Here is a 24,870-nt window from a genome sequence, read left to right on the forward strand (position 1 = left end):
ATTCTAGAGAAAGATTGTCATGATGAGCCAGACTTCCGCAGCCCTCGGTCGCATCCAGCCCTCCGCCACCCTGGCGATGAGCGCGCGCGTGAATGCCCTGAAAGCCGAAGGCGTGGACGTCATTGGCCTCTCCGCCGGCGAACCGGACTTCGACACGCCCGATTTCGTGAAGGAGGCGGGGATCGCGGCGATCCGCAAGAACCTTACCCGCTATACCGACGTGGACGGCACCGCCGACGTCAAGGAAGCCGTCGCCTTCAAGTTCAAGCGCGACAATGGCCTCATCTACAAGCGCAGCCAGATCAGCGTCAATTCGGGCGGCAAGCACACGCTGTTCAACGCGCTGGTCGCGACCGTCGACGTGGGCGACGAGGTCATCATTCCGGCGCCCTATTGGGTCAGCTATCCCGACATCGTGAACTTCGCGGGCGGCACGCCGGTCTTCATCGAGGCGCCGGCAAGCCAGGGCTACAAGATCACCGCCGCCCAGCTGGAAGCCGCGATCACGCCCAAGACCAAGTGGGTCATGCTGAACTCGCCTTCCAACCCGTCAGGCGCAGCCTATTCGGCCGAAGAGCTGAAGGCGCTGGGCGAAGTGCTGCTGCGCCATCCCCATGTGCTGGTGATGACGGACGATATGTATGAGCATGTCTGGTACGCGCCGACGCCCTTCGCCACCATCGCGCAGGTTTGCCCGGACCTCTACGACCGCACGCTGACGGTCAACGGCTGCTCCAAGGCTTTTTCGATGACGGGCTGGCGCATCGGCTTTGCCGGCGGCCCGGAATGGATCATCAAGGCGATGGGCAAGCTCCAGTCGCAATCGACCAGCAATCCCTGCTCGATCAGCCAGGCCGCCGCCGTCGCGGCGCTGACCGGCGACCAGGATTTCCTGGAAGAGCGCAACGCCGCCTTCAAGAAGCGCCGCGACATGGTCGTCGCCATGCTGAACGACGCACCGGGCCTGGACTGCCCGACGCCGGAGGGCGCCTTCTACGTCTATCCCGATGCCAGCGGCGTGATCGGCAAGACGACGCCCAAGGGACAGGTGATCGACAGCGACGAAGCGCTGATCGGCTATTTCCTGGACGAAGCGAAGGTCGCCGCCGTCCACGGCGCCGCCTTTGGCCTCTCCCCGGCCTTCCGCATCAGCTACGCGACTTCGGAAGAGGTGCTGCGCAAGGCCTGCACCCGTATCCAGGAAGCCTGCGCCGCTTTGAAGTGAGCCCTCTTCAATCCCCCCGGGCTTAGCCTGGAGCGGGACCAGCGAAGCTGGAGGGAAGGACCGTACGCCAAGTCCGTCCTTCCCCTCCCCTCATCACCTCCATTTCGGAAACGGAAAATTTCTCCGGCGCCGTCTTGCAGATGGAGAGCGGGGGTCTATATCCCGTTTCGAACCGAAACTGGCCTTGCCCGACATCCATCGTCCCACATCGGACGTTGGTCGAAACTGCCCTGGCGCAGCGTTCATCCGGGACTAAGCCGCGCGACATTCATTTCCGCCCGCTTGCGGCGACCAAGACGACCGAAAGGAAGAACGCCATGTTGGCCTTCTTGAAATCCGACCTGTTCCTGCGCTTCATGGGCGGGTTCGCGATCGGCGCTATCGGGGTCTTCGTGCTTCAGCCGAACAGCGACGCGCCGCCGCTGACCAGTCCAGCCATGGCGGCATCCGCCCCGGCCGCCGGCAATGCGGCGCGCTGACGGCATCGCGCTTGCTTTTCTGGCGGCCTTGGCCGTCGCTTCCCCTTTGCGTGCCGAACGGCCGGTCCTCGCGCCCGCCCCGGCGGTCGACGCAGCCCCCGCCCGCAAGCTTGAAACCGCCATCTTCGCGGGCGGTTGCTACTGGGGCGTGGAAGGCGTCTTCTCCCATGTAAGGGGTGTCCGCCTCGCCGTCTCCGGATTCGCAGGCGGTCCTCGGGGCCGCAGGGTCGATTACGAACAGGTCAGCCAGGGCGATACCGGCTTTGCCGAGGCCGTTCGCGTCACCTACGATCCCCGGCAGGTCAGCTACGGCACGTTGCTGCGCATCTTCTTCTCGGTGATCGCGGACCCGACAACGCTCGACTATCAGGGCCCGGACCACGGCACCCAATATCGCAGCGCGCTGTTTCCCCTGAATGCAGGGCAGGACAGGGCGGCCCGGGCCTATCTCGCCCAACTCGGTCAATCGGGCCTCTGGCGCGATCCCATCGTCACCCGAATAGAAGGCTTCACCGGCTTCCAGGATGCGGACCGCCATCATCAGGACTTCCTGACGAAGAACCCGCGCCATCCCTATATCCAGCGTTGGGACATGCCGAAGCTGGCCGCCCTCAAGGCGATGTTTCCGGCATTCTACAGCGACCGCCCCTCAGCCTGAAAAGGGAGTTTTCATGAGCGACACCCACGGCCTCAAGCTGCTTTCGACCCTGGATGAGGACGGCCGCCTGATCGTCGAACTGGCCGAAGAAACGCTCCCCGCTCCCACGGGCGATCAGGTGCTTGTCCGGGTGGAAGCCGCGCCGATCAACCCGTCCGACCTTGGCCTGCTGTTCGCTTCCGCCGATGTGGCAAATGCGGATTATGCCGAAGGCCGGATCGTCGCCCGCATGCCCGATCCCGCGCGCCGCGCGCTTGCGGGGCGGGTCGGCCAATCCATGGCCATCGGCAATGAAGGCGCGGGCACCGTCATCGCCGCGGGCGAGGCACCGGAAGCCCAGGCCCTGCTCGGCAAGCGGGTCGCGATGATCGGCGGCGGCATGTACGCGGAACATCGCCTGCTCGCCGCCGGCGGCTGCATGGTTCTGCCCGACGATGTCACCGCGGAGGAGGGCGCATCGGCCTTCGTCAATCCGCTGACGGCGCTTGGCTTCGTCGAAACCATGAAGCGCGAAGGGCATAAGGCGATCGTCCACACCGCCGCCGCGTCCAATCTGGGCCAGATGCTGGTGCGCATCTGCCAGGAGGACGGCATTCCGCTGGTCAATATCGTCCGCAATGAAGCGCAGGTGGCGATCCTCAGGGATCTGGGCGCGGAATATGTGCTGGATAGTTCCAGGGACGACTTTCTCGTCCAGCTTCAGGACGCGGTCGCCGCCACGGGCGCGACCATCGCCTTCGACGCGATCGGCGGCGGCCATCTGGTCAGCCAGATCCTCCATGCCATGGAGCAGGCCGCGAGCAAGGACGCGCCCTATAGCCGCTATGGCTCGAACGTTCTGAAGCAGGCCTATGTCTACGGTGCGCTGGACCTGTCGCCGACCATCCTGACGCGCAGCTTCGGCTTTGGCTGGAACGTCGGCGGCTGGCTGCTTTTTCCCTTCCTGCAAAGGACGGACGCGGAAACGGCCGAACGCCTGCGCCAGCGCGTGCGCGACGGTCTGACGACGACTTTTGCCAGCCATTACAAGGCGCGCATCTCCCTCAAGGAAGCGCTGACCCGCGACGCCGTGCTGACCTACAATGCCCGCCGCACGGGGGAGAAATATCTGATCGTCCCGAACGGCTGATGGTGGGCAGAGGGCAGGCGTCGCGCCCAACGCGACCCGGGGCGCCGCTTTTCTTCCGAAACGCAGACGTCTGAATGGCAGCGCCCCCGGATCAAGTCCGGGGGTGACGCGGAGGACGATGTCAGGAACCAGCCCTCAGAGCGCGCTGCGTCAATCAGGCGCAGGTCGCTCCAGATTTCTGTCGTCGCATCCTTTCAAGCAGAAAACCGGTCCCCATCCTTGGGCAGGCTCGGGACAGGCTTTTCTGCGCGATGCTCTACAGACCGGTTCGCTCCCTTCTGTCGGCCGACCTCAATCTTCCGGCGCGATGGTGACGCGCAGGCCGTCCAGCGAATCGCTGAACGTCAGCTGGCAGGACAGGCGGCTGGTCTCGTTGCGATGGTCGGAGCTGTCGAGCAGGTCGTTCTCATCATCGCTGATCGGCGGCAGGTTGTCGGCAAAGGCCGGATCGACGAAGACGTGGCACGTCGCGCAGGAGCAGCAGCCGCCGCAGAGCGCCAGCAGTTCGTCAAAGCCGTTGTCGCGGATGATTTCCATCACGGAAAGGCCGTTCTCCGCCTCGACCGCCTGCTCTTCGCCCGAACGGTTGACCACAATCAGTTTCGCCATGTACCCAGGTCCCTCAAATTTTTCCCGCCGCTCATGTCGGACGGGCAGCGGGAAATCAAGGGCCGGACGACAATTCATGGTAAATACAGCAGAAGAATTGCGGGCCAGCCTGGACGCCATCGCCGCGATGGAGCCCGGTTTCGCCGCAGCGATAGGCCGGGTCGGCTATCCGCCGCCCCGCATCCGCGAGCCGGGCTATGAAACCCTGCTGCGCACCATCGTCGGCCAGCAGGTGAGCGTCGCCGCGGCCGCGGCGGTCTGGCGCAAGCTGGAGGCGGAACTGGGCGCGGGCTGCGCGCCGGACGCCCTGCTCGTCCGCGATTTCGATACGCTGCGCGCCTGCGGCCTGTCGCGGCAGAAGCAGGGCTATGCCAGAAGCCTGGCCGAGCTGGTGGTCAGCGGCGGCATCGACCTGCACGACCTGCCGGACGATGATGAGGACGCCATTGCGCAACTGGTGCGGATCAAGGGGATCGGGCGCTGGTCGGCGGAAATCTACCTGCTGTTCGCGGAAGGACGGCCGGATGTCTGGCCGGCGGGCGATCTGGCCGTGCAGATCGAGATCGGACGGATATTGGGCCTGACCGAACGCCCCAGCGAAAAGCTGACGCGGGAACTCGCCGAACGCTGGCGTCCCCATCGCGGCGCCGCGGCGATCATGGCCTGGCACCATTATAATACGGAGGTTTTGTAAGTGCCCCTGCCCCATGCCCGCTACATCGTCCTGGAACATGAGGGCGTCTGGAAGATCAATCTCGACAACCGCTATTACGGGCCGTTCGCGACGCGGGAGGAAGCGGTGGAAAACGCCACCGGGACAGCGCAGAAGGCCAGCGGCGCGGGCTATCCCGCCTCGGTCCTGCTGATGCAGGGCACGGCCTTCGAAACGCTCTGGACCAGCGTGCAGCCCGACAGCGCCTGAAAAAATTTTTTCGCATCTGCGGGAACCGCCCCGCGATCCGCGCATTTAACGCCTCCGGTTGCGTGGACGTTGGGATGAGCAAAAAGGTTCTGATCGTAGAAGACGAGATTTTCGTCGCGCTGGAGATCGAGCATATCGTGGAGGATGCAGGCTTTACGGTCGGCGCCATCGCGGCCGATCGTCAGGCGGCGCTGGATGCGGCCGACGATTGCGATATCGCCCTTGTCGATCTCAATCTGCGCGACGGACCGACCGGCCCCGGCATCGGCGTCGAACTGGCCAGCCAATATGGCATACGGGTCATCTATGTGACGGCCAATCCCGCGCAGATCGGGGCGGCTTCCACCGCCGCGCTCGGCGTCATCACCAAGCCGTTCCGGGCGCACAGCATAGCCGAAACGCTGCATCTCGCCGCCACCGACCGACCGGAACTGGAGGCCGCCGAGATCGCGGGCTTCACCCCTTTCCTGCCGGCATCCGACTCATGGAGCGCGCTGGAATCCAGAGGCTGAGGCCAAGGCCTTCGGGTCGCCAGTCGCGCGTCATCCGCCCGCCCAGTTGCCGTTCGATGCTGAGCTGCATCAGCCGGCTGCCGAAGCCCTCATGCGTCGCCGGAAGCGCCGGCGGTCCACCCTCTTCCCGCCAGTCGATGCGGATGTCCTCGCCCTCTCTTCCCACGAGGATCGCAACCCCGCCCGAAGGAACGGAAAGCGCGCCATATTTGGCGGCATTGGTCGCCAGTTCATGGAACAGCAGCGCCAATGGCGTGGCGGAGCGGTCGTCTATCGCCGGATTATCGCCTGAGAAGCGTATGCGCGGCCCCAGCGCGTCGCGATAGGGCGCGAAAATCTGTTCCAATATGCCCCAAAGCCGACCCTCGTCCTGGTCCGGCTGCGAATTGGGGCCGTGGGGCCGCACGAAATCATGGGCGCGTCCCAGCGCCATGATGCGGTCGCGCAGGTCGTCGGCCGCCGCGCGAATTTCGGGATGCTGGCGCGCCGACAGGCCGATCAGGCCGGAAATCACCGAAAAGATGTTCTTGATACGGTGGGAAAGTTCATGGGCGATGACCTCCCGCTCCTCCACCATCGCGATCTGGTCGTTGATGTCGGTGCAGGTGCCGATCCAGCGGGCGATCGCACCCTCCTCGTCCCGGATCGGCAGCGCGCGACCCAATGTCCAGCGATAATCGCCGCTATGATGGCGCAGCCGATATTCGATCTCATAGGGCTCGCCGGTCTTCAGCGAATGGCGCCAGCGTTCCCAGGCCCGCTCCTGATCCTCCGGATGGAACATGCCGTTCCATCCCTCGCCATCGGTCGATCCCAGGGGAACGCCGGTGAATTCGTACCAGCGGGCGTTATAATAGTCATGATAGCCATCCGGCAGCGTCGACCAGACCATTTGCGGCATGGTGTCGGCCAGGGTCCGGAACATGCGGTCGCTTTCCGCCACCGCCTGCGCATCCCTTTGCTGCCGGGCGATCACGTCGCGGTCGCGGCGACGGCCCTCCAGCTCGACCATGACCTGACGGGCCAGCAGGGAAATCCCCTGGCGCTGCACATCCGTCAGACCTTCACGCGGTCTGTCGTCGATGACGCATAGCGCGCCGAGCGAAGCCCCCTCGCCATCGATCAGCGGCGCACCGGCATAGAAACGGATGAAGGGCGCCCCGGTGACGAGCGGATTGTCGCGGAAATTGGGGTTCTGCGCAGTATCGGGCACCACGAAGATGCCGCTTCCCTGCATCGCATGGGCGCAGAAGGACATATCGCGCGGCGTTTCCTCCGCATCCAGCCCGGTGCGGGCCAGGAAGCGTTGGCGGTCATCCTCCACAATGCTGACCAGAGCGATGGGCGTCGCGCACAGCGCGGCGGCGAAGGCGGTGATCTGGTCGAGCGTGGCAAAGCCACCGGTATCGAGATCGTATCGCGCCAGCAACGCCGCGCGGTCCGTCTCGAGCCCGCGTCCTTCAGCCATCGCTGACGCGCTCTATGTCGGCGCCGACGGCGGAGAGCTTCTCCTCCAGCCGCTCATAGCCGCGGTCGAGATGATAGACGCGGTTGACCTGGGTCTCGCCTTCAGCGGCGAGGCCCGCGAGGATGAGGCTCATTGAGGCGCGCAGATCGGTCGCCATGACAGGCGCGCCGACCAGCCGATCAACGCCGCGCACCACCGCGGTGCGGCCGTTGACGCCGATGTCCGCCCCCATGCGTGCCAGCTCGGGCACGTGCATGTAGCGATTTTCGAAGATCGTCTCGGTCAGCACCGACGCGCCGTCTGCCAGCGTCAGCATCGCCATGAACTGCGCCTGCATGTCGGTCGGGAACGCCGGGAAGGGCGCGGTGGAGATGGTGAGCGGGCGAAGCCGGCCGTCCGCCGACACCCTGATGCCGTCCTTCAGTTCCTCGACATGAACCCCGGCGTCGCGCAGCGCGGCGAGGATGGCGTGCATGTCTTCGGCGCTGGCTCCGGCAAGTTCCAGCGAGCCGCCGGTGATCGCCGCGGCGCAGGCATAGCTGCCCGCCTCGATCCGGTCGGGCATCACGCTGTAGGTCGCGCCGTGCAGGCGGGGCTTGCCGTGAATGGTCAGCTTGTCGGTGCCCACGCCTTCAATGTCGGCGCCCATGGCGATCAGCAGGTTGCAGAGGTCGACGATCTCCGGCTCCCGCGCCGCATTTTCCAGGATGCAGACGCCCTTGGCCAGCACCGCCGCCATCAGCGCGTTCTCGGTCGCGCCGACGGACACCACGGGGAAGGTGTAGATGCCCCCGGGCAGGCCGCCGTCGGGCAAGCTGGCGCGGACATAGCCGGCGTTGATCTCTATGATCGCGCCGAAGGCCTCCAGCGCCTTCAGGTGCAGGTCGATCGGCCGGTTGCCGATGGCGCAACCGCCGGGCAGCGACACCCGCGCCTCGCCCGCGCGGGCGAGCAGCGGGCCGAGGACCAGGATCGATGCCCGCATCTTGCGCACGATGTCATAGGGCGCCTCGGTCGAGGTGACGCGGCCAGCCCGGAGGGTCATGACGCGGCCGAAATCCTCCGGCCGGGCGCCCTCGATCATGGTCGACACGCCGAGCTGGTTCAACAGATGGCCGAAGCTGTCGACATCCGCCAGCCGCGGCAGATTGCGCAGCGTCACCGGCTCGTCGGTCAGCAGCGCGCAGGGCAACAGCGTGAGCGCGGCGTTCTTCGCGCCGGAAATGGGAAGGCGGCCGTTCAGCGCTTTGCCGCCGCGGATATGAATGCGGTCCATCGGCTGGGTTCTTAACGTTAATTACGGTTTCCGCAAGGCAGTCGGCACGACGGTTCCATCGCGGGCTTCTTTCTGCGCCGCCATGAAACATTTGTGCGTTCGCCCGCTCATTATTGATCGAGTTTAGTGCAGTTTGCGGAAATGCAGCCAAAAGACGCGTGGGGCGTTTTGCCATCGTAACGACAATGTAAGCAAAAAGGTGTTTTTGGTGGCAACAAGTTGTTTCGCGGACAGGTTGGCGAAGCATGTGCCCCTGTCCGATGCGGAGAAGAAGGCGCTTACAAGGCTGGAGGAAAATCCCCGCAAGGTGAAGCGCGGCGCGATGATCCAGCGCGTCAACGAAACGGTGACGGAACTGTTTGTCCTTCGCGAAGGACGGGTGATGAGCTTCGTGATCCTGCCCGATGGAAGCCGGCAGATCCTGCGGGTCTATTTCCCGGGCGATTTCATAGGATCGGCCAGCACAATCTATAACCGCGCGCCGGAATCGCTGGTGGCGCTGTCGGATTCGATCATCTGTCCGTTCGACAAGCATGCTCTGCGCCGGCTGCTGGAGGAATATCCGCGCGTCGCCGCGTTGCTGTTCCTGCTTTCCAATGCGGAGCGGGTCGCGCTGACCGACCGGCTCGCTTCACTGGGACGCACCTCGGCCAAGGCGCGCGTGGCTTCCTTCCTGCTGGACATTTTCGATCGCCTGCGGGTGACGGACGATGGCATCACCGACAGCTTCGACCTGAAACTGACGCAGGAGGAGATCGGGGATGCCATCGGCCTCACCTCCGTCCATGTGAACCGGATGATCCGGCAGATGGAGCAGGAGGGGCTGATCAGCCGGGCCAATGGGCGGATCACCCTGCGCGACATGGCGCGGCTGGAAGAGATCGGCCATTATACCAACCGGCACAAGGATATGGACCTGGACTGGCTTCCGGGCATGGAATGAGAATGAACGCGACATGTTCCTGCGCAGGCAGGAACCCGGTTCGAACCGTCGGGCCGGGCCCTGCCTTCGCAGGGGCGCGCCGCTCAGCCTTGCCGGTTTGTCATCAAGCCAGCAATTCCACATCCCAATAAAGCCAGTCGTGCCAGCTTTCGTGCAGATAGTTGGGCGGAAAGGCCCTGCCATGTTCCTGCAACTGCCAGCTCGTCGGGCGGATCGGCGTCACATGCAATTGCATATGCGCCTCCTTCGGCGTGCGGCCGCCCTTCTTGAGATTGCAGGGCGAGCAGGCCGTTGCGACATTTTCCCAGGTCGTCCGCCCGCCGGCGCGGCGCGGAATGACGTGGTCGAAGGTCAGGTCGTTCGGGGAACCGCAATATTGGCAGGCGAACTTGTCGCGCAGGAACAGGTTGAACCGGGTGAAGGCGGGATGTTCCGACGGCTTCACATATTGCTTCAGGGCGATCACCGAAGGTATCTGCATCTGAACGCTGGGGCTGTGCACCTGCCGCTCATAGCTGGCGACGATGTCCACCCGATCCAAAAAAACCGCCTTGATGGCGGTTTGCCAGGGCCAGAGGCTCAGCGGATAATAGCTTAAAGGCGTGTAGTCCGCATTCAGGACCAAAGCCGGACAGTTTTCCGGATGTCGTATCAGGTCGGGATGGTACATATATTACCCTTCAACCCCCTTTCGCCACCGTCCTGATCGATCAGAAACGTGACGCCAGCATGACAGCATTAACACCCCTATCCCGTCAAGGGCCTGTATGACTCAATCGGCGCAGCCACAGCATATGGTGACTCGCTTCGCCCCGAGCCCCACGGGTAGGTTGCATGTCGGACACGCCTGGTCGGCGCTGCTGGCCATGGACCTGGCCCGGGCGCGCGGCGGATACTTCCTCCTGCGGATCGAGGATATAGACGGCACCCGCAGCCGGCCGGAGCATGTCGCCGGCATAATCGAGGACCTGCGCTGGCTGGGCGTCGCCTGGGATGGGGACATCGTCTTCCAGTCGGCGCGGCTGGACCGGTATCAGGCGGCGCTGGAACGGCTGGAGGCCATGGGGCTGCTCTATCCCTGCTTCTGCACCCGCGCCGACATCGCCGCCAGCGCGACTGCGCCGCACGGGCCGGAGGGGCCCGTCTATCCCGGCACATGCCGCGGGCTGGATGATGCGGAACGGGCAAGGCGGATCGCATTGGGCGAGCCGCATGCCTGGCGGATCGACATGGCGCGGGCTGCCGCACGGGCAGGCCCGCTGCATTGGCGCGCCCTGCCCTTTCCGCCCGGGGAGGAAGCGGCGTCCTGCATCAGCGCCGAGCCGCTTGCCGCCGGGGATGTGGTGCTGGCGCGCAAGGATGCTCCCGCCAGCTATCATCTGTCCTGCACGCTGGACGATGCGGCGATGGACGTGACCCATGTGCTGCGCGGCGACGATCTGCGCAGCGCGACCGACATCCACCGGCTGATCCAGGCGCTGCTCGACCTTCCGTCCCCCATCTATGTCCACCATCCCCTGCTGGTCGGGCCGGACGGCCGGCGGCTCGCCAAGCGCGACGGGTCGATCGCCCTCGCCGATCTGCGCGCGGGGGGCATGGACCCGCGGCGACTGGCCGACGATCTGCGCCATGCACGCTTTCCGATTGGCATTTCCCTGGCCAGCGCCTAGATTCAAGGCATGAACACGCTGCTCGTCATCGCCCTTATCCTGGCCATGGGCGCCACCCTGTTCGCATTGATCCGGGGGATCGTCGCCTTTCTTCAGGCGACCAAGGAACAGTTGAACTCGCCCGAAGGTGGGCCGAGCCCATCCAGCCTCAAGCAGAACAGGATGATGATGAACCGCATCCTGTTCCAGGCAGTGGCGGTGATCATCGTAGCGCTATTGCTGCTGATGAAGGGCAACGGCTGAGGGTTCCGCCCGGCATGGTGAAGCTGAACAAGATCTACACCCGTACCGGGGACGCGGGGACGACAGGCCTGGTCGACGGGTCGCGCCTGCCCAAACATGCCCCGCGCATGCAGGCGGTGGGCGATGTCGATGAAGCGAACAGCGCCATCGGGCTTGCCATCGTCTCCATGAACGACAGGCCGGAGGCGGGCTGGCTGACGACGATCCAGAACGACCTGTTCGATCTGGGCGCAGACCTCGCCACGCCCTTGCCGGAGGGAGAGGACGCACCCTGGGCGCTGCGGATCGTCGCCTCCCAGGTCGAGCGGCTGGAGCGGCAGATCGATGCGATGAACGCCGATCTGGCGCCACTGGACAGCTTCGTCCTGCCAGGCGGGTCGCCTGCAGCCGCCGCCGTCCATCTGGCCCGCGCCGTCACGCGCCGCGCCGAACGCTCCGCCACGGCCGCGGCAGCCGACGTTGCGCTCAATGCGCAGGCACTGGCCTATCTCAACCGCCTGTCCGACCTGCTTTTCGTGCTGGCCCGGCGCCTCAACGGCAATGGAGCGGACGATGTGAAATGGGTGCCGGGCGCCTCCCGTTAACCGTTCGACTCATGCACGGCACGGTTCGTCCACGGGCCAGGCGTTAACCCTCTTCCTTCATCCCGCCTTTACACGCCGTCCCAATTTTGGCCCCCATTTCAATGACAGGGCCCCGGGATGCAATTCTACCTCGCGACCTCCTTCATCTTTCCCCGCTCCCTGCGGTTTCGCCTCTTCACCCTCTGCTTCGTGACCACCCACCTGCCGCTGCTCGGCTATATCGTCTGGGGCGCGACAACAGGACGTATCGCCTGGGCGGAGTTCATAGTCCTGACTTTGGCGACCATGGCGGGCGCGGCCGGGGCGCTGATGGGCATCGGCGCCCTGCTGGACCCGATCCATGCGCTGGCGGATGCGCTGAACCCGGTGGGGCAGCCCGGCCGGAAAGGCGGTGGGGCGACCTTGCCGGAAGTGGGGGACATTATTTCCAGGCTCTTCCACGGCGTGCGCGGAGCCGCCGCCGCGACGCGGGAACAGATCGACGAACTGAACATCGCCGCCAATGAGGACGCGCTGACCGGCATCGCCAACCGGCGCGGGTTCCTGGCGCAACTCGACGCGCTCCCGCTCGCCAAGCGCAGGGGCTGCATCGCGATCATCGATCTCGACCATTTCAAGCAGGTCAACGATATGCTCGGCCATGACGCGGGCGATCGCGTCCTGGCCGATTTCGCCACGCGCCTGTCGTCCCAGACCCGCCGCATCGACATCATTGCCCGTTGGGGTGGCGAGGAGTTCGCGATCTTCTATCAGGACGCGATGGAGGATGAGGCGAGCTGGTCGCTGGCCCGCATTGCGGAACGGATGCGGCGGGAGCCCGTGGGCACGGCGAACGAGCAGCCGATCACCTTCTCCGCCGGGCTATGCGCATGGCGCGGCGGGCCGGTGATGGCCGCCATCGGCAAGGCCGACGAGGCGCTCTACCGTGCAAAGAAGTCAGGCCGTGACCAGATTCAGCGGGCGGAGAGGCCATCCGCACCCGCTTATGGTTAGGTGGATGCAAGTGTCGTTCTGGACGCAGCCCTTCCCACCGGCGAGAGGGGGCGCCTGTCGCGCTCCCCTGCGCCAGACTCAGGCAGGGGCCCCTCCCCCATCTTCAGATGAGGAGGATTAACATTCGCGACTGACCAGAACCTGTTCCACAGACAGTTCGGGCGGAGCCTGCTTCCAGACCCCGCCCGACTAATGTCACCGAAGAACGGCGATCTTATTTCGGCGCCAGCACCATCAGCATCTGGCGGCCTTCCATACGCGGATAGGCTTCGACCTTCGCGATCTCGCCCACATTCTCCGCCACGCGCTGGAGCAGTTGCATGCCAAGCTGCTGGTGCGACAATTCACGGCCACGGAACCGCAGGGTGATCTTCACCTTGTCGCCTTCACCGATAAAGTCGTGGACCTTCTTCATCTTCGTATCATAATCATGATCGTCGATGTTCGGACGCATCTTGATCTCCTTGATCTCCTGCGTCCTCTGGGTCTTGCGGGCGAGGTTCGCCTTCTTCTGCGCCTCGTACTTGTACTTGCCGATGTCCAGGAACTTGCACACCGGCGGGTCGGCGTTGGGCGACACCTCGACCAGGTCCAGCCCGATCTCATAGGCGCGCTCGATCGCTTCCTGCGTATACATCACGCCCAGATTTTCGCCTTCGTCATCGATCACGCGCACCTTGGGCACGTTGATGAACTCGTTGTAACGGGGACCGGACTTCGGCGGCGGCGCCATGGGACGGCGCATCATCGGGGGACGTATAGTGGCTTCTCCTATGGTAGTTGATCGATCGACTCTGGCGGCCCTTTAGCGCAAAGCCGAAAGGGGCGGCAAGCCCGCAATCGCGGATTTGCCGGCCCCATGTGGCATTGCTGCCTCACTGCATATCGGGTGCCTTCGCCTCCTTTACAAGACGGGCGATGATGTCGTCGACAGAAAGGACGCTCTGCCCCTCCTTGCCCAGCTCGCGCAGCGCCACCGTGCCCTCGTCCGCCTCCCGGCGGCCGACGACCAGCAGATTCGGCACTTTTGCAAGGCTGTGCTCGCGCACCTTATAATTGATCTTCTCGTTGCGGACGTCGGTTTCCGCCCTGATGCCAGCCGCCCGGAGCTTCTCCACCACCTGGCCTGCATAGCCGTCCGCATCGGACACGATGGTCGCCACCACCGCCTGCACCGGCGCCAGCCAGAGCGGGAAACGGCCCGCATAATGTTCGATGAGGATGCCTATGAACCGTTCATAGGAACCGAAGATCGCCCGGTGGAGCATCACCGGCCGGTGCCGCTCGCCATCTTCGCCAATATAGGAGGCGTCGAGTCGCTCCGGCAATACCCGGTCCGACTGGATCGTCCCCACCTGCCAGGTCCGCCCGATCGCATCGGTCAGATGCCATTCCAGCTTGGGCGCATAGAAGGCGCCTTCGCCCGGCAGTTCCTCCCAGCCATATTCGGGCGTGTTGAGCCCCGCCGCCGCCACCGCGTCGCGCAGTTCATTTTCCGCCTGATCCCACATCTCGTCGCTGCCGAAGCGCTTTTCGGGGCGCAGGGCGAGCTTGATCGAATAGGTGAAGCCGAAATCCCTGTAGATCCGATCCGCCAGCGCACAGAAGGCGCGCACTTCCTCCACGATCTGGTCCTCGCGGCAGAAGATATGCGCGTCGTCCTGCGTGAACTGGCGCACACGCATCAGCCCGTGCAACGCCCCATGCGGTTCGTTACGATGGCAGCAGCCATTCTCGTAGAAGCGCAGCGGCAGGTCGCGATAGCTCTTGATCCCCTGACGGAAGATCAGGACATGCGCCGGGCAGTTCATCGGCTTCAAAGCCATCCAGTCGGCATCGTCCGACACCAGCGGCCCTTCATCCTCGACATTCGGCACTTCGTCGGGGATGACGAACATATTCTCGCGATATTTGCCCCAATGGCCGGACGCTTCCCACTGGCGCGCGTCCATCACCTGCGGCGTCTTGACCTCACGATAGCCCGCATCGTCGATGGCGCGGCGCATATAGGCTTCCAGAGCCCGCCAGATGATATAGCCTTTGGGGTGCCAGAAGACCGATCCATGCGCCTCCTGCTGGAGGTGGAACAGGTCCATCTCCGCACCCAGCTTGCGATGGTCGCGCTTGGCCGCTTCTTCCAGCCGCGTCAGATGCGCGTCGAGCTGCTTCCTGTTGAGCCAGCCGGTGCCATAGACGCGGCTCAGCATCGCATTCTTCTGATCGCCGCGCCAATAGGCGCCCGACACGCGGGTCAGCTTGAACGCCGCCGGATCGAGTTTGCCTGTCGAGGCCAGATGCGGCCCCCGGCACATGTCGAGCCAGTCGCCCCCCGACCAATAGACGGTCAGTTCCTCGCCCTCGGGAAGCTCAGCGGCCCATTCGGCCTTGAACGTCTCGCCCCCGGCCCGCCAGCGCGCGATCAGGTCCTCGCGCTTCCACACCTCGCGGCGCAGCGGCTTGTCGGCGGCGATGATCTCCCGCATCTTCGCCTCGATGGCGGGCAGGTCCTCCTCCGTGAAAGGCCGCTGCTTTCCTTCGATGACGGGGGGCGCGAAGTCATAATAGAAGCCATCGTCCGTCGCCGGGCCGAAGGTGATCTGCGTCCCCGGAAACAGCGCCTGCACCGCTTCGGCCAGCACATGGGCGAAGTCGTGCCGCGCCAGTTCCAGCGCATCGGCCTCATCCTTCGACGTCACCAGCGCCAGTTGCGCATCGGCCTCCAGCGGGCGCATGATGTCGCGCAGTTCGCCATCGACCCGCGCGGCGATGGCCGCCTTGGCCAGCCCCGGCCCGATCGCCGCCGCAATGTCCGCCGGGGTAGTGCCGGGCGCGACTTCACGCACGGAACCATCGGGCAGGGTTATCTTGAGCATGGCGGACACGGAGGGTCTTTCTGTTGAAATGGCGGATCGCGCAGCCGGAAAAAGCCGCGCCTTCCCCATAAATGGGCCGCCCGCCCTGTCAATAGAAGCCCTCTTGCCAGCGCATCGCGATCAGCGCATGATACATGTGTTGTTATATCATTATTTCAACAGGAGGGATGCATATGGCCTTGAGCTTCGCAAGACCCCGGCCGGGCGACGGGGAAACGCCGATGTCGGACATGAACACAACGCCGCTGATCGACGTGATGCTGGTGCTGCTGATCATGTTCATCATCACGATCCCGATCCAGACGCACAGCGTCGGCGTCGACCTGCCGCAAACCCCCAAGGAACTGACGCCGCCGCCGGTCGACACGGTCAAGAACAGGGTCGGCATCGACGCCGACGGCACTATCCGCTGGAACGGCGGGGCCGTCGACCGGCTGACGCTCCGCCAATATCTCGCCGCCTCGCTGCGCCTGCCTGCCGAACCGGAACTCCAGTTCCAGCCCGATGCCGGCGCGCGTTACGTGACGGTGGATGAGGTGCTGGCCGACATCCGCCGCGCGGGCGTGACGAAGCTCGGCTTCATCGGCAATGAGCGTTACGGCAGCTTTTGATCGGCCGTAAAAAATGACGATCCGCGTGATTTCAGGGGGATAGCATTCCATATGGCCATGAAACCCCTTGACCAACGGTCCCCGGCATAGTCTTCTCCCACCGGGGACCAAGGGGGGCATCATGGATCAGGAACGCATTGGCGGCGACGGCTTCGCTTTTGAAGGCAATTGGCGCGACTATGCGCCCATTGCCTTCACCAACCTGCTGCTGACGATCGTCACGCTGGGCATATATCGCTTCTGGGCGACAACGCGCACGCGGCGCTATCTCTGGGCGAACACGCGCTTCATCGACGACCGGCTGGAATGGACGGGAACGGGCAAGGAACTGTTCCTCGGCTTCCTGATGGTGCTAGCGCTGATCGGCCTGCCGTTCCTCTTCCTTCAGTTCGGCGCGCAGGCCCTCGTCCTCCAAGGGCATGGGGGCATGGCCGCGATACTGACGCTCGCGGCGTTCGTGACGATCTTCTACATGGTCGGTCTCGCCCGCTTCCGCGCGCTGCGCTACCGGCTCAGCCGGACATGGTGGCACGGCATCCGGGGCGGCAGCGACGATCAGGGCTTCGGCTACGGCATTTCCTATATGTGGAAGTCGGCGGTGGGCAGCCTGGCGCTGGGCCTGCTCATCCCCTGGTCGATGATGTCGCTGTGGAACGAACGCTGGAACAAGATGAGCTTCGGCCCGCACAGTTTCGAATCGGCAGGCGATCACGGCCCGACCTTCCGGCGCTTCCTGCTCTTCTACCTCCTGCCGATCCTGCTGTTCGTGGGCGGAGGCGCAATGGTCGCGATGGCGGGCTTTCCGGGACAGGACGGTGCCGGCTCCCGCGTGGCCGGGGCCATCTTCGGCATCATCGCGTTCGTGCTGACCTTCTATCTGGGTCTCGGCCTCATCGCGCTCGCCTTCTACGCGAGTTTCTTCCGTGAAGCGGTGGAGGGGCTGTCGCTCACGGGCCTCGACTTCCATTTCTACGCGCGGACCAAAGACTGGATATGGCTGTTCCTGGGTGACATTGCGCTGGTCCTCTGCACGATCGGCATCGGGTCGATCTTCTTTCAATACCGGCACTGGAAGTTCTTCGTCACCCATATGGGCGTGACCGGCACGATCTATACCGACGAACTCACACAGTCGCAGACGAAGACCAGCCGCCATGGCGAGGGCCTGCTCGACGCGCTGGACGTCGGCGCTTTCTGAACCGCATGTCGGACTTCCGACTCTGGCATTATGACGGCGCGACGGCGGTCCGACGCAATGTCCTGCTTCGTACCGCCGGCACAGGCTTCGTGCTGGAGGAGCCGGAGAGCGGCTGGGCAGGCCCGCCCATAGACTGGAGCGACCTTACCGTCATCGGCCTGCAGGACGACCGTTCGGCCTATGGCCATAAGGCGATCCCCGGCTGGCGCCTGGGCTTTTCCGGCGAAGCGCCTCCCGACATCGCCCCCCATCTGCCGACGGGCGAACGCTATGGCCGCTGGATCGATCGCTTCGGCCTGTGGCCGGCGGCGGGAATCTTCACCGTCACCGCCGCGCTCATCGTCTGGGGCGCGCTCGAAGCACCTGCCGTCATCGCCCCGCTCGTCCCGCAAAGCTGGGAGAACCGCATGGGCGATGCCATGGTGGGCGATTTCGGCGGGCGGTTCTGCCACACACCGGCAGGCGATGCCGCGCTCGAACGGCTGGCGGCGCGGATCGACCCCGGCCATGAGGCCCGCGACATTTCGCTCGCCAACATTCCCATGGTGAATGCGGTGACATTGCCGGGGGGAAGGATCATCCTCTTCGATGGCCTGGTCCAGCAGGCAAAGTCCGCCGATGAAGTCGCGGGCGTGCTCGGCCATGAACTGGGCCATGTGCGCCACCGCGACACGATGACAGGCCTCATCCGCCAGCTTGGCCTCAGCGTCGTGCTGGGCGGCGCGGGGGGCAATGCCGGCAATTATCTGAACGGCGTGCTGTCGCTGAGCTATGGCCGCGGCGCGGAAAGCGCTGCGGACGGCGTCGCCATCGACCAGATGCGCGGCGCCGGGATTTCGCCTGCCGCGACAGCCGCCTTCTTCGACCGGATCGGCGGCAAGGACGAGGGCACGGAAGCGCGGGCGATAAGCTGGCTTTCCTCCCATCCCCTCTCCGCCGAACGCCGCCGCCGCTTCGCCGCTGCCGTGAAGCCGGACACATCCTACCGCCCGGCGTTGGACCAGGCACAATGGCAGGCGCTGCGCGCTTCCTGCGCCAGCGATCCGAAGGTCGCCAAATTCTGGGGCAAACCCTTTTAGGGTGCATGGGCTGGGATTGTTAAATCAACAGCCCCAGGATCCATGCGAACGCAAAAAAGCGGCCCGTTGCCAGGCCGCTCTTTCAAGCGAACGAAGCGAGCCGAATCAGGCCGCTGCGGCGGCCTTCTTCTTCGCGATGTCGCGCTTCAGGCGGCGAGCCTTCAGCGACAGCTTGTCGTCGCTGGTCTTCAGCAGCCAGTTGTCCAAGCCGCCATTATGCTCGACCGAACGCAGACCATGGGTCGACACGCGCAGCTTCACGGTCGTTTCCAGCGCTTCGGAGATCAGCGACACGTTCTGCAGGTTGGGCAGGAACACACGCTTGGTCTTGTTATTGGCGTGGGAAACATTGTGACCCACCTGGCGGCCCTTGCCGGTCAGCTCGCAAATGCGCGACATAGTCAATCAACCTTGTAATTCGGGTTCGTTCGGAAAGCGGCGCCGATAACGGGATTCCCGACGCTCGTCAACCCGCCCAGCGCCTTTCGGGGCCGCAACCCTTTCCGACTCATGAGCGTTGACGGGCCATAAGCCAAAGGAGGCGGAAATGCGATTCATTGGTGGCCTGTTGCTGATCGTGCTGCTGGTTCTGGCCGGCGGAATTGCCACCGGCTTCATCGACCTGCAGAAAACGCAGGAGGGACGGCTGCCGGAAATCGCGGTCAAGGGCGGCTCCCTGCCCAAATATGAGGCCAGCGTGGCCAGGGTCGAGGTCGGCAAACGCAAGGAGACGGTCGAACTGCCGACAGTGGACGTGCAGAAGCCCTGAGGCCTGTTCTGACAGCGGGATAGCGAGGCTTAACAGCCTCTCCCCCAAAGCTCCGTCATCCTGTATGGGGCGAAGCCATGTCTTCGCCCTTCCCCCTGCCCGATCCGATGCGGCGTGCGCTCGATCTCGCTTATGCCGCCGCCGGAGCGGGAGAGGTGCCGATCGGCGCGGTCGTCACCCTCGACGGCCGCATCATCGGTGAAGGGGAAAATCGCAACCGGCGCGACAATGATCCCACCGCCCATGCCGAAATGGTCGCGATCCGCGCCGCGGCAACCCATCTGGGCGACTTCCGCCTCTCCGGCTGCGACCTCTGGGTAACATTGGAGCCGTGCGCCATGTGCGCCGGGGCGATCTCGCACGCCCGCATCGCCCGCCTCTATTATGCCGTGGCGGACCCCAAGGGCGGCGCGATCGAACAGGGACCCCGCCTCTTCACCCAACCGCAATGCCTCCACCGGCCAGAGGTCTATGGCGACCTCGCCGCTGCGGAAGCATCAACGCTGCTCAAGGCTTTTTTTCTCGCCCGGCGCTGAATAGTCGATGCGGTAGAGCGTGTAGGGCAGCGTCATCCCCGTCCTCAACGGCACCGGCTTCAGCCAGCCGGGCACCTCGCCCCGCATCAGCCCGGCATAAAAGCCCCTGGGGCTGCGCGACTGATAGATGGTGCCCTCGGGAAAGCCGGGGCAGACCAGCAGATAGGTGGCATGGTGCTTCGCCGCGATCGGCCGGAACGCGTCGGCAGGGCCGTCATAGGCGTGGTGCATGTCGAGGATCGTCGCGCCGTTGCGGTGATAGGGGCCTGCCACGGCGCTGTGGTGCGTCGCGACGATCAGGCGCGGTCCCAGGTCGACCATGGTGAAGATGGTGGCGGGCGGCAACTGGTCGAGCACCTGCAGCGCCGGCAGGGTGCGGCACCGGCCATTGGCCTTGTCGATGGCCTTGCGACGCAGCTGTGCCGTCGGCTTTTGCGGCTTGGGCTGTTCGCCCGTCGCCTTGACCCAGAGTTGGTTCACCTGCGGATAAAGCGGCGTTGCAAAGGCTGCCCCGGCGAGCACAGCCGCGCCCAGCGCCGCCGCCAGACGGGCGGCGGGCCGTCCCGTCGCGATCAGGCACAGCAGCCGATAGGCGGCCCAGGTGGCGGGCGGTATGGCCAGCAATTGCGCCGCCGGTCCGGCGCGAAGCTGCCAGAAGAGCAGCGCGGTGGAAAAGAGCATCATCAGGCCTACGGTGGCCCAGGCCCAGAGCCGGTCGGCGTCCCTGCGCGCGTCCCACAGCGCCCAGAGCAGGCCAATCAGGCCAGCCGCCGGAATGGCCATCAACGGCACCACCAGGCTGCGCGCCTGCACGGTGATCGGCTTGGCTTCGCGGATATTGACCAGCCACAGCTTCTCCAGCTCGGGCGAGATCTGATAGGCGCCCGACAGGCATTGCGGCCAGTTCGTCCAGGCGAAGGCCGCCACCGCCGCCCCGACCAGTACCCCCGCGCCCAGCCGCGCCGGCCAGCTCTTGAGCGGGAGCAGCGCCAGCAGCACCATCCCGGCCGACGCAACCGCGAAGATCGCCACCCAAATGGGCGAGATTGCGTCGCACACCATTTCCCGGTTGGCATAGCTGGCGAACAGCACGAACAGCAGCGACGTCGCTCCGCCAAGGCTGATCGCATAGGGCAGCATCCGCCGGGCCGCGCCGTCCTTGAACACCCAGCGCATCGCGATCAGCGCGCCGCCTGCCGCCAGATAGACGATCATTTCCATGCCGATGGCGATGGACAGCGCGCTGCTAACGCCCGCGACGATGCCGCCGCGCAGCCAGTTGCGGTCGACCACGCCCGCCAGCATCAGGACGGTGAAGGCCAGTTGCCAGCCATGATGGTCGATCCGCATCGGCAGGAACATGCTGATGCCCATCTGCGCGGCGAAGGGCGCCACCGCCGCCAGGAACCAGCTGTTCCCCCCCGCCAGCCTTCGCGCGATGAAGCCAAGGCCCAGCATCAGCGGCAGCATCGGCAGCATCGGCGCGATGCCGCAGGCCAGCCGGTCGGCCAGCCCCTGGTCCAGGAAAGCGCGGAAGAACAGCATCAGCGCCGCCAGCGGCATGTCCACCAGCCGCGACCAGTGGATATTGAACCCGGCGGGCGGATCCAGCCGATATTGCCGCAGGTCGTACCATGCCTGCCCGGCCAGCCAGTCCTTCACCTGCACATAACGGATATTGTCGTCCGTATCGCTGAGCGTCAGCCAATGGATCTGCGGCCAGCGGGTGGCGATCATATAGGCCATGGCGCCGATCCACAGCAGGACGGTCAGCCACTTCCAGTTGCGCTCCGCATAGCCGGAGAATTGCACCGCGACAGGGGCGACATGAGCGCGCAGGACAGACCAGCTTTGCAGTTTCATGGTGGCTCGATTAGAAGGATTGCGAGCCAGATGGAACATCTGGCGGCTCGGAAATCCCGGAAAACAAAGATGCCAATGGCTTTCCGGTTCAATCCGAACCGGAAAGCCATTAGAGGCTCCGCATCAAAGCGCAACGGGGCACATGAAAATCCTCCGAATCCTCACACCGGAAAAACAGGCCCTGTTCTGGCAGATCGTCCGCTATGGACTGACCGGCCTGTTCGTGACCGCCTGTCAGGCCGCGATCTACTGGACCCTAGCCGCGCCGGTCGGCCTGCATCCGCAGGTCGCGAACGGCGTCGGCTATCTGGCGGCGGTGGCGATCGGCTATGTCACGCACAGCAGCTTCACCTTCCGCGGCCATGGCAGCCGCGACAATCAGGCGGCCCGCGGCATCCGCTTCTTCGCGGTCTCGCTGGTGAGCTATGCCTTGAACGCGCTATGGGTGTGGCTGTGCGTCACCCATATGCGTTGGCCGGAATGGTCGCCCATCCCGGCCATGCTGTTCGTGACGCCCGCCGTGGTGTTCGGGCTGAACAGGCAATGGGTGTTCCGGTGAAGAACAAGCCTGTCGGCCTTCGAGGGGGGCCGCCTGCGCGGCCGGAACTCAATGCACGAACCGCGCCACCACATCGCGATAGGACCGGCTGACCTTCACCTGCGCGCCCGATTCCAGCACCAGGAAGCATTCGCCATTGGTATGCGGCTTCACCTGCCGCACCTGGCTCAGATTCACGATGGTCGAGCGGTGCACGCGCTGGAAATTGCGGGGGTCGAGCCGCTTTTCGAGGTCCTTCATCGTCTCGCGCAGGATCAGCGAATTGTCGGCGGTATAAATGCACATATAATCGCCCGCCGCGTCGATCCGCTCGATCGAATCGACATCGACGCGGAAAATCTGCCCGCGATCCTTGATGTTGATCAGCTTCTCGAAGCGATTGGCGGCAGGCGCGTCGCCATCGCCCGAAAAATCGTTCATCGCATCGGGCGCAACCTCGGCCAGCACTTCGCGCAGCTTTTCCACTTCCTGCACCTGACGCTTTTCCGAAAGCCGCTGCCGCACCCGGTCGAGCGCGTCGGCCAGCCGGCCTTCCTCGACAGGCTTCATCAGGTAATCGACCGCCTGCGCCTCGAAGGCGCGGATCGCATGGTCGCTATAGGCGGTGCAGAAGATGAAAAGCGGCGGCTCGACCTCCATCAGCCCCTGCACGACGGAAAATCCGTCGAAACCGGGCATTTGAATGTCAAGGAACACAAGGTCGGGCTTATGCGTCTTTATGGCGCGGATCGCTTCCCGGCCGTTGGAACAGGTTTCTACGATTTCGACATCCTCATGCGCTTCCAGACGCAGCTTGAGGCCTTGGATAGCCAGGCTTTCGTCGTCGACGAGGATTGTTCTGATGGTCATGCGGCCACTCTCGATGGTTCATCCAGGTTAAGCGGCATTTCGATCAGGACCGAAAAGCCGCCAGGCGTGGAACGCGTTTCGAAGCTCTGTCGTTCCCCGAAGGCCTGAATCAGCCTGTCGCGGATGTTCGCCAGACCGACGCCCGTTCCTTCGCTGGCCGGATTGTTCGGGCGGGTGAACCCCTCATTCAATCCCGGACCCGTATCGGATACGATGATCCGGACGTTTTCACCGGCAGGCTGCGCCGTGACGGAGATTTCCGCGCCCTCTTCCTTGGGCGTCACGGCATATTTGATCGCATTTTCGACCAGAGGCTGCAGCAGGAGAGAGGGGAGGCGCGACTGCGAGACCGCCGGATCGATGTTGAAGACCGGCCGCAACCGATCCTCGAACCGCATCTTCTCGATCTCCAGATACAGCTTCAGCGTCTCGATCTCCTGCTCGATCGTCACCTGCGCGGTCGGCTCGTTGATCAGCGTATAGCGCAGGAAGGAGGACAGGCGGGACAGCATGGCATTGGCCCGGTCGGTCTGCTTCAGCAGCACCAGCGTCGAGATCGAGTTCAGCGTATTGAACAGGAAATGCGGGTTGAGCTGATAGCGCAGCATCGCCAGTTGCGCGCTGGACGCCTGATTCTCCAACCGCAGCAACTGGTCCGCCTGCTCCTCCACCGTCAGGTAGAAGTTGATCGCATAATATAGCGCCGACCATGCCCCCAGCAATGTCATGCTGAGGTAGAAGGCGCCCAGGAACAGTTGCAGCCCCGCCGTGTCGCTGCCCCGATTCTGGGTGGAGAACACCCAGGCGTCGATGAACGCCACCAGCCCCGCCGCGACCACCACCGTGACGATGGAGGCGCCCCAGGTCACGATGGGCCGCTGCCGCTGGAGGAAGCGGAACACCACCGCGATCAGCAGCGTGACCGAATAACCCGACACGGTCGAGATCATCACCGGGATCAGGCTGGAAAGCGGCTGCCCGTTGGCGATGGTCGAGGAACCGCGCAACAGGAAGGCGCCGGCCCACCCCACGGACTGGAGGTTCCAGAAGGCGCGGTTCTTGTCCGCGAAGAAAGGCTGGGGCTGGAAACGATGGACCGACATTATCGCCAGCCTAAAGCATCAGGCAAAAAAGTGGGAACCGGTTTTTTGCGGCCGGTACGTGATCGATGAAAAAATGAAACACAAAGGGGACTCGCCATGCTGGAACGAATTCAGCATGGCCGACCGATTCAAAGCGCGCATGATCGTCAGGCAGCCGCCGCTTCCTGAGTCACCGGCGTCTCCTCATCGACGCACAACCAGATCAGATCGCTCGGCTCCAGCGCGCGGCCGTCATGGGCCTGGATGGTCATCTTGCGGATCGGCTGCCGGTCGCGGCTGTCGGCCAGCACCTGGCAGGAGATGGGACCGCAGCCCCATTTCTCACCCCATTGGCGCAGCGCGATCATCGCAGGCGCCAGATCCTGTCCCTTGTCGGTCAGGCGATATTCCACCTTGCGCCGGTCGCATTGCATCGGCTGACGCACCATGATGCCGTTTTCCACCAGCCGCGCGAGCCGATTCGCCAGGATGTTGCGGGCAATGCCGAGGGTCGACTGAAACTCCTCGAAATGCCGGATTCCCGACAGAGCGCCCCGCAAGATGAGGAACGACCAGCGTTCTCCCATCGCCTCCAATGCGCTGGGCAGCGCGCATTGTTCCAGATCCTGCGCCAGATTATGTGTCATCGTTTTCATTTGATAGCTCAAAGCCACCCGCGTTGCAAAAGCGCATCGCTATTCACCTAAGATGGGATTTTTTTGTTGCACAGCAAGGGGCAT

Annotated in this window: 29 protein-coding genes; 18 read left to right on the forward strand and 11 right to left on the reverse strand. The window is 64.4% G+C overall.

Annotated elements, in window-relative coordinates; all coding sequences use genetic code 11:
• Window positions 1-22: 22 nt before the first annotated feature.
• The 4 genes from A0J57_RS13065 (at window position 23) to A0J57_RS13080 (ending at window position 3,491) form a co-directional block, all read left to right on the forward strand.
• Complete coding sequence (locus A0J57_RS13065) at window positions 23-1,225, forward strand: pyridoxal phosphate-dependent aminotransferase (RefSeq protein ID WP_044661548.1); 1,203 nt, start codon at window positions 23-25, stop codon at window positions 1,223-1,225.
• 317 nt (window positions 1,226-1,542) lie between these two features.
• The gene (locus A0J57_RS26620) at window positions 1,543-1,704 is read left to right on the forward strand and encodes a hypothetical protein (RefSeq protein WP_167706728.1); all 162 of its coding nucleotides are present in this window, start codon (window positions 1,543-1,545) and stop codon (window positions 1,702-1,704) included.
• Window positions 1,691-2,362 (forward strand): peptide-methionine (S)-S-oxide reductase MsrA, encoded by a 672-nt coding sequence (msrA, locus tag A0J57_RS13075; RefSeq protein WP_061936493.1) that lies wholly within the window; start codon window positions 1,691-1,693, stop codon window positions 2,360-2,362. The genes A0J57_RS26620 and msrA overlap by 14 nt, the downstream gene beginning before the upstream one ends.
• 13 nt (window positions 2,363-2,375) lie before the next feature.
• Window positions 2,376-3,491 carry a zinc-binding dehydrogenase gene (locus A0J57_RS13080; RefSeq protein WP_061936496.1) on the forward strand — a complete coding sequence of 372 codons (1,116 nt, stop codon included), beginning with the start codon at window positions 2,376-2,378 and terminating at the stop codon, window positions 3,489-3,491.
• 291 nt (window positions 3,492-3,782) lie between these two features.
• On the opposite strand, the gene A0J57_RS13085 is transcribed toward A0J57_RS13080, so the two are convergent.
• A complete protein-coding gene (locus A0J57_RS13085) occupies window positions 3,783-4,100 on the reverse strand; it encodes a 2Fe-2S iron-sulfur cluster-binding protein (protein WP_025549918.1) in 318 nt (105 codons plus the stop codon).
• A 76-nt stretch (window positions 4,101-4,176) separates the two neighbouring features.
• Here A0J57_RS13085 and A0J57_RS13090 point away from each other — a divergent pair, with 76 nt between their 5' ends.
• The 3 genes from A0J57_RS13090 (at window position 4,177) to A0J57_RS13100 (ending at window position 5,534) form a co-directional block, all read left to right on the forward strand.
• Window positions 4,177-4,794: a DNA-3-methyladenine glycosylase gene (locus tag A0J57_RS13090; protein ID WP_061936499.1), complete on the forward strand. Its 618-nt coding sequence runs from the start codon at window positions 4,177-4,179 to the stop codon at window positions 4,792-4,794.
• Window positions 4,795-5,022, forward strand: coding sequence for a hypothetical protein (locus A0J57_RS13095; RefSeq protein ID WP_061936502.1), 228 nt, complete (start codon window positions 4,795-4,797; stop codon window positions 5,020-5,022).
• Window positions 5,023-5,096: 74 nt separating this feature from the next.
• Window positions 5,097-5,534: a response regulator gene (locus A0J57_RS13100; protein WP_044661542.1), complete on the forward strand. Its 438-nt coding sequence runs from the start codon at window positions 5,097-5,099 to the stop codon at window positions 5,532-5,534.
• Here the strand turns inward: A0J57_RS13100 and A0J57_RS13105 are convergent.
• Window positions 5,479-7,002 (reverse strand): sensor histidine kinase, encoded by a 1,524-nt coding sequence (locus tag A0J57_RS13105; RefSeq protein ID WP_061936505.1) that lies wholly within the window; start codon window positions 7,000-7,002, stop codon window positions 5,479-5,481. The genes A0J57_RS13100 and A0J57_RS13105 overlap by 56 nt on opposite strands.
• Complete coding sequence (gene murA / locus A0J57_RS13110) at window positions 6,995-8,278, reverse strand: UDP-N-acetylglucosamine 1-carboxyvinyltransferase (protein WP_048577258.1); 1,284 nt, start codon at window positions 8,276-8,278, stop codon at window positions 6,995-6,997. Before murA ends, A0J57_RS13105 begins: the two co-directional genes overlap by 8 nt.
• A gap of 205 nt (window positions 8,279-8,483) precedes the next feature.
• Here murA and A0J57_RS13115 point away from each other — a divergent pair, with 205 nt between their 5' ends.
• Window positions 8,484-9,221 carry a Crp/Fnr family transcriptional regulator gene (locus tag A0J57_RS13115; RefSeq protein WP_044661539.1) on the forward strand — a complete coding sequence of 246 codons (738 nt, stop codon included), beginning with the start codon at window positions 8,484-8,486 and terminating at the stop codon, window positions 9,219-9,221.
• A 103-nt stretch (window positions 9,222-9,324) separates the two neighbouring features.
• Here A0J57_RS13115 and A0J57_RS13120 read toward each other — a convergent pair whose 3' ends face one another.
• On the reverse strand, window positions 9,325-9,891 hold the full coding sequence (locus tag A0J57_RS13120) for an HNH endonuclease (RefSeq protein ID WP_025549923.1): 567 nt from the start codon (window positions 9,889-9,891) through the stop codon (window positions 9,325-9,327).
• Between the two features lie 124 nt (window positions 9,892-10,015).
• Here A0J57_RS13120 and gluQRS point away from each other — a divergent pair, with 124 nt between their 5' ends.
• The 4 genes from gluQRS (at window position 10,016) to A0J57_RS13140 (ending at window position 12,711) form a co-directional block, all read left to right on the forward strand.
• Window positions 10,016-10,891, forward strand: coding sequence for a tRNA glutamyl-Q(34) synthetase GluQRS (gluQRS, locus tag A0J57_RS13125; protein ID WP_076605745.1), 876 nt, complete (start codon window positions 10,016-10,018; stop codon window positions 10,889-10,891).
• A gap of 9 nt (window positions 10,892-10,900) precedes the next feature.
• Window positions 10,901-11,134, forward strand: coding sequence for a twin transmembrane helix small protein (locus A0J57_RS13130; protein ID WP_025549925.1), 234 nt, complete (start codon window positions 10,901-10,903; stop codon window positions 11,132-11,134).
• Between the two features lie 14 nt (window positions 11,135-11,148).
• On the forward strand, window positions 11,149-11,718 hold the full coding sequence (locus A0J57_RS13135) for a cob(I)yrinic acid a,c-diamide adenosyltransferase (protein ID WP_061936512.1): 570 nt from the start codon (window positions 11,149-11,151) through the stop codon (window positions 11,716-11,718).
• A gap of 117 nt (window positions 11,719-11,835) precedes the next feature.
• Window positions 11,836-12,711, forward strand: coding sequence for a GGDEF domain-containing protein (locus A0J57_RS13140; protein ID WP_025549927.1), 876 nt, complete (start codon window positions 11,836-11,838; stop codon window positions 12,709-12,711).
• Between the two features lie 214 nt (window positions 12,712-12,925).
• Here A0J57_RS13140 and infC read toward each other — a convergent pair whose 3' ends face one another.
• Window positions 12,926-13,459, reverse strand: coding sequence for a translation initiation factor IF-3 (infC, locus tag A0J57_RS13145; RefSeq protein WP_013039295.1), 534 nt, complete (start codon window positions 13,457-13,459; stop codon window positions 12,926-12,928).
• 127 nt (window positions 13,460-13,586) lie between these two features.
• A complete protein-coding gene (gene thrS, locus A0J57_RS13150) occupies window positions 13,587-15,584 on the reverse strand; it encodes a threonine--tRNA ligase (protein WP_061936515.1) in 1,998 nt (665 codons plus the stop codon).
• A 173-nt stretch (window positions 15,585-15,757) separates the two neighbouring features.
• Here thrS and A0J57_RS13155 point away from each other — a divergent pair, with 173 nt between their 5' ends.
• The 3 genes from A0J57_RS13155 (at window position 15,758) to A0J57_RS13165 (ending at window position 18,472) form a co-directional block, all read left to right on the forward strand.
• Complete coding sequence (locus A0J57_RS13155; RefSeq protein WP_061936518.1) at window positions 15,758-16,195, forward strand: biopolymer transporter ExbD; 438 nt, start codon at window positions 15,758-15,760, stop codon at window positions 16,193-16,195.
• Window positions 16,196-16,316: 121 nt separating this feature from the next.
• Window positions 16,317-17,393: a YjgN family protein gene (locus A0J57_RS13160; protein WP_061936521.1), complete on the forward strand. Its 1,077-nt coding sequence runs from the start codon at window positions 16,317-16,319 to the stop codon at window positions 17,391-17,393.
• Between the two features lie 5 nt (window positions 17,394-17,398).
• Window positions 17,399-18,472, forward strand: coding sequence for a M48 family metallopeptidase (locus A0J57_RS13165; protein WP_061936524.1), 1,074 nt, complete (start codon window positions 17,399-17,401; stop codon window positions 18,470-18,472).
• Window positions 18,473-18,577: 105 nt separating this feature from the next.
• On the opposite strand, the gene rpmB is transcribed toward A0J57_RS13165, so the two are convergent.
• Window positions 18,578-18,871 (reverse strand): 50S ribosomal protein L28, encoded by a 294-nt coding sequence (gene rpmB / locus A0J57_RS13170; protein WP_025549932.1) that lies wholly within the window; start codon window positions 18,869-18,871, stop codon window positions 18,578-18,580.
• Between the two features lie 148 nt (window positions 18,872-19,019).
• Between rpmB and A0J57_RS13175 the strand changes: the two genes are divergently transcribed.
• Window positions 19,020-19,241 carry a hypothetical protein gene (locus A0J57_RS13175; protein WP_025549933.1) on the forward strand — a complete coding sequence of 74 codons (222 nt, stop codon included), beginning with the start codon at window positions 19,020-19,022 and terminating at the stop codon, window positions 19,239-19,241.
• Between the two features lie 77 nt (window positions 19,242-19,318).
• Entirely contained in the window at window positions 19,319-19,777 is a 459-nt protein-coding gene (locus tag A0J57_RS13180) for a nucleoside deaminase (protein WP_044663033.1), read from the forward strand.
• Here the strand turns inward: A0J57_RS13180 and A0J57_RS13185 are convergent.
• Entirely contained in the window at window positions 19,739-21,640 is a 1,902-nt protein-coding gene (locus A0J57_RS13185) for a hypothetical protein (protein ID WP_061936527.1), read from the reverse strand. The two genes, A0J57_RS13180 and A0J57_RS13185, sit on opposite strands and share 39 nt — an antisense overlap.
• Window positions 21,641-21,782: 142 nt before the next feature.
• On the opposite strand from A0J57_RS13185, the gene A0J57_RS13190 reads away from it, so the two are divergent.
• Window positions 21,783-22,199: a GtrA family protein gene (locus A0J57_RS13190; protein WP_061936530.1), complete on the forward strand. Its 417-nt coding sequence runs from the start codon at window positions 21,783-21,785 to the stop codon at window positions 22,197-22,199.
• A gap of 48 nt (window positions 22,200-22,247) precedes the next feature.
• On the opposite strand, the gene A0J57_RS13195 is transcribed toward A0J57_RS13190, so the two are convergent.
• The 3 genes from A0J57_RS13195 to A0J57_RS13205 form a co-directional block, all read right to left on the reverse strand.
• Entirely contained in the window at window positions 22,248-23,048 is an 801-nt protein-coding gene (locus A0J57_RS13195) for a LytTR family DNA-binding domain-containing protein (RefSeq protein ID WP_020821166.1), read from the reverse strand.
• Window positions 23,045-24,151, reverse strand: a complete 1,107-nt coding sequence (locus A0J57_RS13200; RefSeq protein ID WP_025549936.1) for a sensor histidine kinase — start codon at window positions 24,149-24,151, stop codon at window positions 23,045-23,047. The genes A0J57_RS13195 and A0J57_RS13200 overlap by 4 nt, the downstream gene beginning before the upstream one ends.
• Window positions 24,152-24,297: 146 nt before the next feature.
• A complete protein-coding gene (locus tag A0J57_RS13205) occupies window positions 24,298-24,777 on the reverse strand; it encodes a helix-turn-helix domain-containing protein (RefSeq protein WP_025549937.1) in 480 nt (159 codons plus the stop codon).
• Window positions 24,778-24,870: the final 93 nt, after the last annotated feature.

Source organism: Sphingobium sp. 22B (assembly GCF_001580035.1).
Lineage (GTDB): Bacteria > Pseudomonadota > Alphaproteobacteria > Sphingomonadales > Sphingomonadaceae > Sphingobium > Sphingobium fuliginis.

Bases quoted from the DNA above. Each gene is read 5' to 3' on its own strand.
- A0J57_RS13065 (WP_044661548.1), top strand. From the start codon at position 23: ATGAGCCAGACTTCCGCAGCCCTCGGTCGCATCCAGCCCTCCGCCACC.
- A0J57_RS26620 (WP_167706728.1), top strand. From the start codon at position 1,543: ATGTTGGCCTTCTTGAAATCCGACCTGTTCCTGCGCTTCATGGGCGGG.
- msrA (WP_061936493.1), top strand. From the start codon at position 1,691: ATGCGGCGCGCTGACGGCATCGCGCTTGCTTTTCTGGCGGCCTTGGCC.
- A0J57_RS13080 (WP_061936496.1), top strand. From the start codon at position 2,376: ATGAGCGACACCCACGGCCTCAAGCTGCTTTCGACCCTGGATGAGGAC.
- A0J57_RS13085 (WP_025549918.1), bottom strand. From the start codon at position 4,100: ATGGCGAAACTGATTGTGGTCAACCGTTCGGGCGAAGAGCAGGCGGTC.
- A0J57_RS13090 (WP_061936499.1), top strand. From the start codon at position 4,177: ATGGTAAATACAGCAGAAGAATTGCGGGCCAGCCTGGACGCCATCGCC.
- A0J57_RS13100 (WP_044661542.1), top strand. From the start codon at position 5,097: ATGAGCAAAAAGGTTCTGATCGTAGAAGACGAGATTTTCGTCGCGCTG.
- A0J57_RS13105 (WP_061936505.1), bottom strand. From the start codon at position 7,002: ATGGCTGAAGGACGCGGGCTCGAGACGGACCGCGCGGCGTTGCTGGCG.
- murA (WP_048577258.1), bottom strand. From the start codon at position 8,278: ATGGACCGCATTCATATCCGCGGCGGCAAAGCGCTGAACGGCCGCCTT.
- A0J57_RS13120 (WP_025549923.1), bottom strand. From the start codon at position 9,891: ATGTACCATCCCGACCTGATACGACATCCGGAAAACTGTCCGGCTTTG.
- gluQRS (WP_076605745.1), top strand. From the start codon at position 10,016: ATGGTGACTCGCTTCGCCCCGAGCCCCACGGGTAGGTTGCATGTCGGA.
- A0J57_RS13130 (WP_025549925.1), top strand. From the start codon at position 10,901: ATGAACACGCTGCTCGTCATCGCCCTTATCCTGGCCATGGGCGCCACC.
- A0J57_RS13135 (WP_061936512.1), top strand. From the start codon at position 11,149: ATGGTGAAGCTGAACAAGATCTACACCCGTACCGGGGACGCGGGGACG.
- A0J57_RS13140 (WP_025549927.1), top strand. From the start codon at position 11,836: ATGCAATTCTACCTCGCGACCTCCTTCATCTTTCCCCGCTCCCTGCGG.
- infC (WP_013039295.1), bottom strand. From the start codon at position 13,459: ATGATGCGCCGTCCCATGGCGCCGCCGCCGAAGTCCGGTCCCCGTTAC.
- thrS (WP_061936515.1), bottom strand. From the start codon at position 15,584: ATGCTCAAGATAACCCTGCCCGATGGTTCCGTGCGTGAAGTCGCGCCC.
- A0J57_RS13155 (WP_061936518.1), top strand. From the start codon at position 15,758: ATGGCCTTGAGCTTCGCAAGACCCCGGCCGGGCGACGGGGAAACGCCG.
- A0J57_RS13160 (WP_061936521.1), top strand. From the start codon at position 16,317: ATGGATCAGGAACGCATTGGCGGCGACGGCTTCGCTTTTGAAGGCAAT.
- A0J57_RS13165 (WP_061936524.1), top strand. From the start codon at position 17,399: ATGTCGGACTTCCGACTCTGGCATTATGACGGCGCGACGGCGGTCCGA.
- rpmB (WP_025549932.1), bottom strand. From the start codon at position 18,871: ATGTCGCGCATTTGCGAGCTGACCGGCAAGGGCCGCCAGGTGGGTCAC.
- A0J57_RS13175 (WP_025549933.1), top strand. From the start codon at position 19,020: ATGCGATTCATTGGTGGCCTGTTGCTGATCGTGCTGCTGGTTCTGGCC.
- A0J57_RS13180 (WP_044663033.1), top strand. From the start codon at position 19,319: ATGTCTTCGCCCTTCCCCCTGCCCGATCCGATGCGGCGTGCGCTCGAT.
- A0J57_RS13185 (WP_061936527.1), bottom strand. From the start codon at position 21,640: ATGAAACTGCAAAGCTGGTCTGTCCTGCGCGCTCATGTCGCCCCTGTC.
- A0J57_RS13190 (WP_061936530.1), top strand. From the start codon at position 21,783: ATGAAAATCCTCCGAATCCTCACACCGGAAAAACAGGCCCTGTTCTGG.
- A0J57_RS13195 (WP_020821166.1), bottom strand. From the start codon at position 23,048: ATGACCATCAGAACAATCCTCGTCGACGACGAAAGCCTGGCTATCCAA.
- A0J57_RS13200 (WP_025549936.1), bottom strand. From the start codon at position 24,151: ATGTCGGTCCATCGTTTCCAGCCCCAGCCTTTCTTCGCGGACAAGAAC.
- A0J57_RS13205 (WP_025549937.1), bottom strand. From the start codon at position 24,777: ATGACACATAATCTGGCGCAGGATCTGGAACAATGCGCGCTGCCCAGC.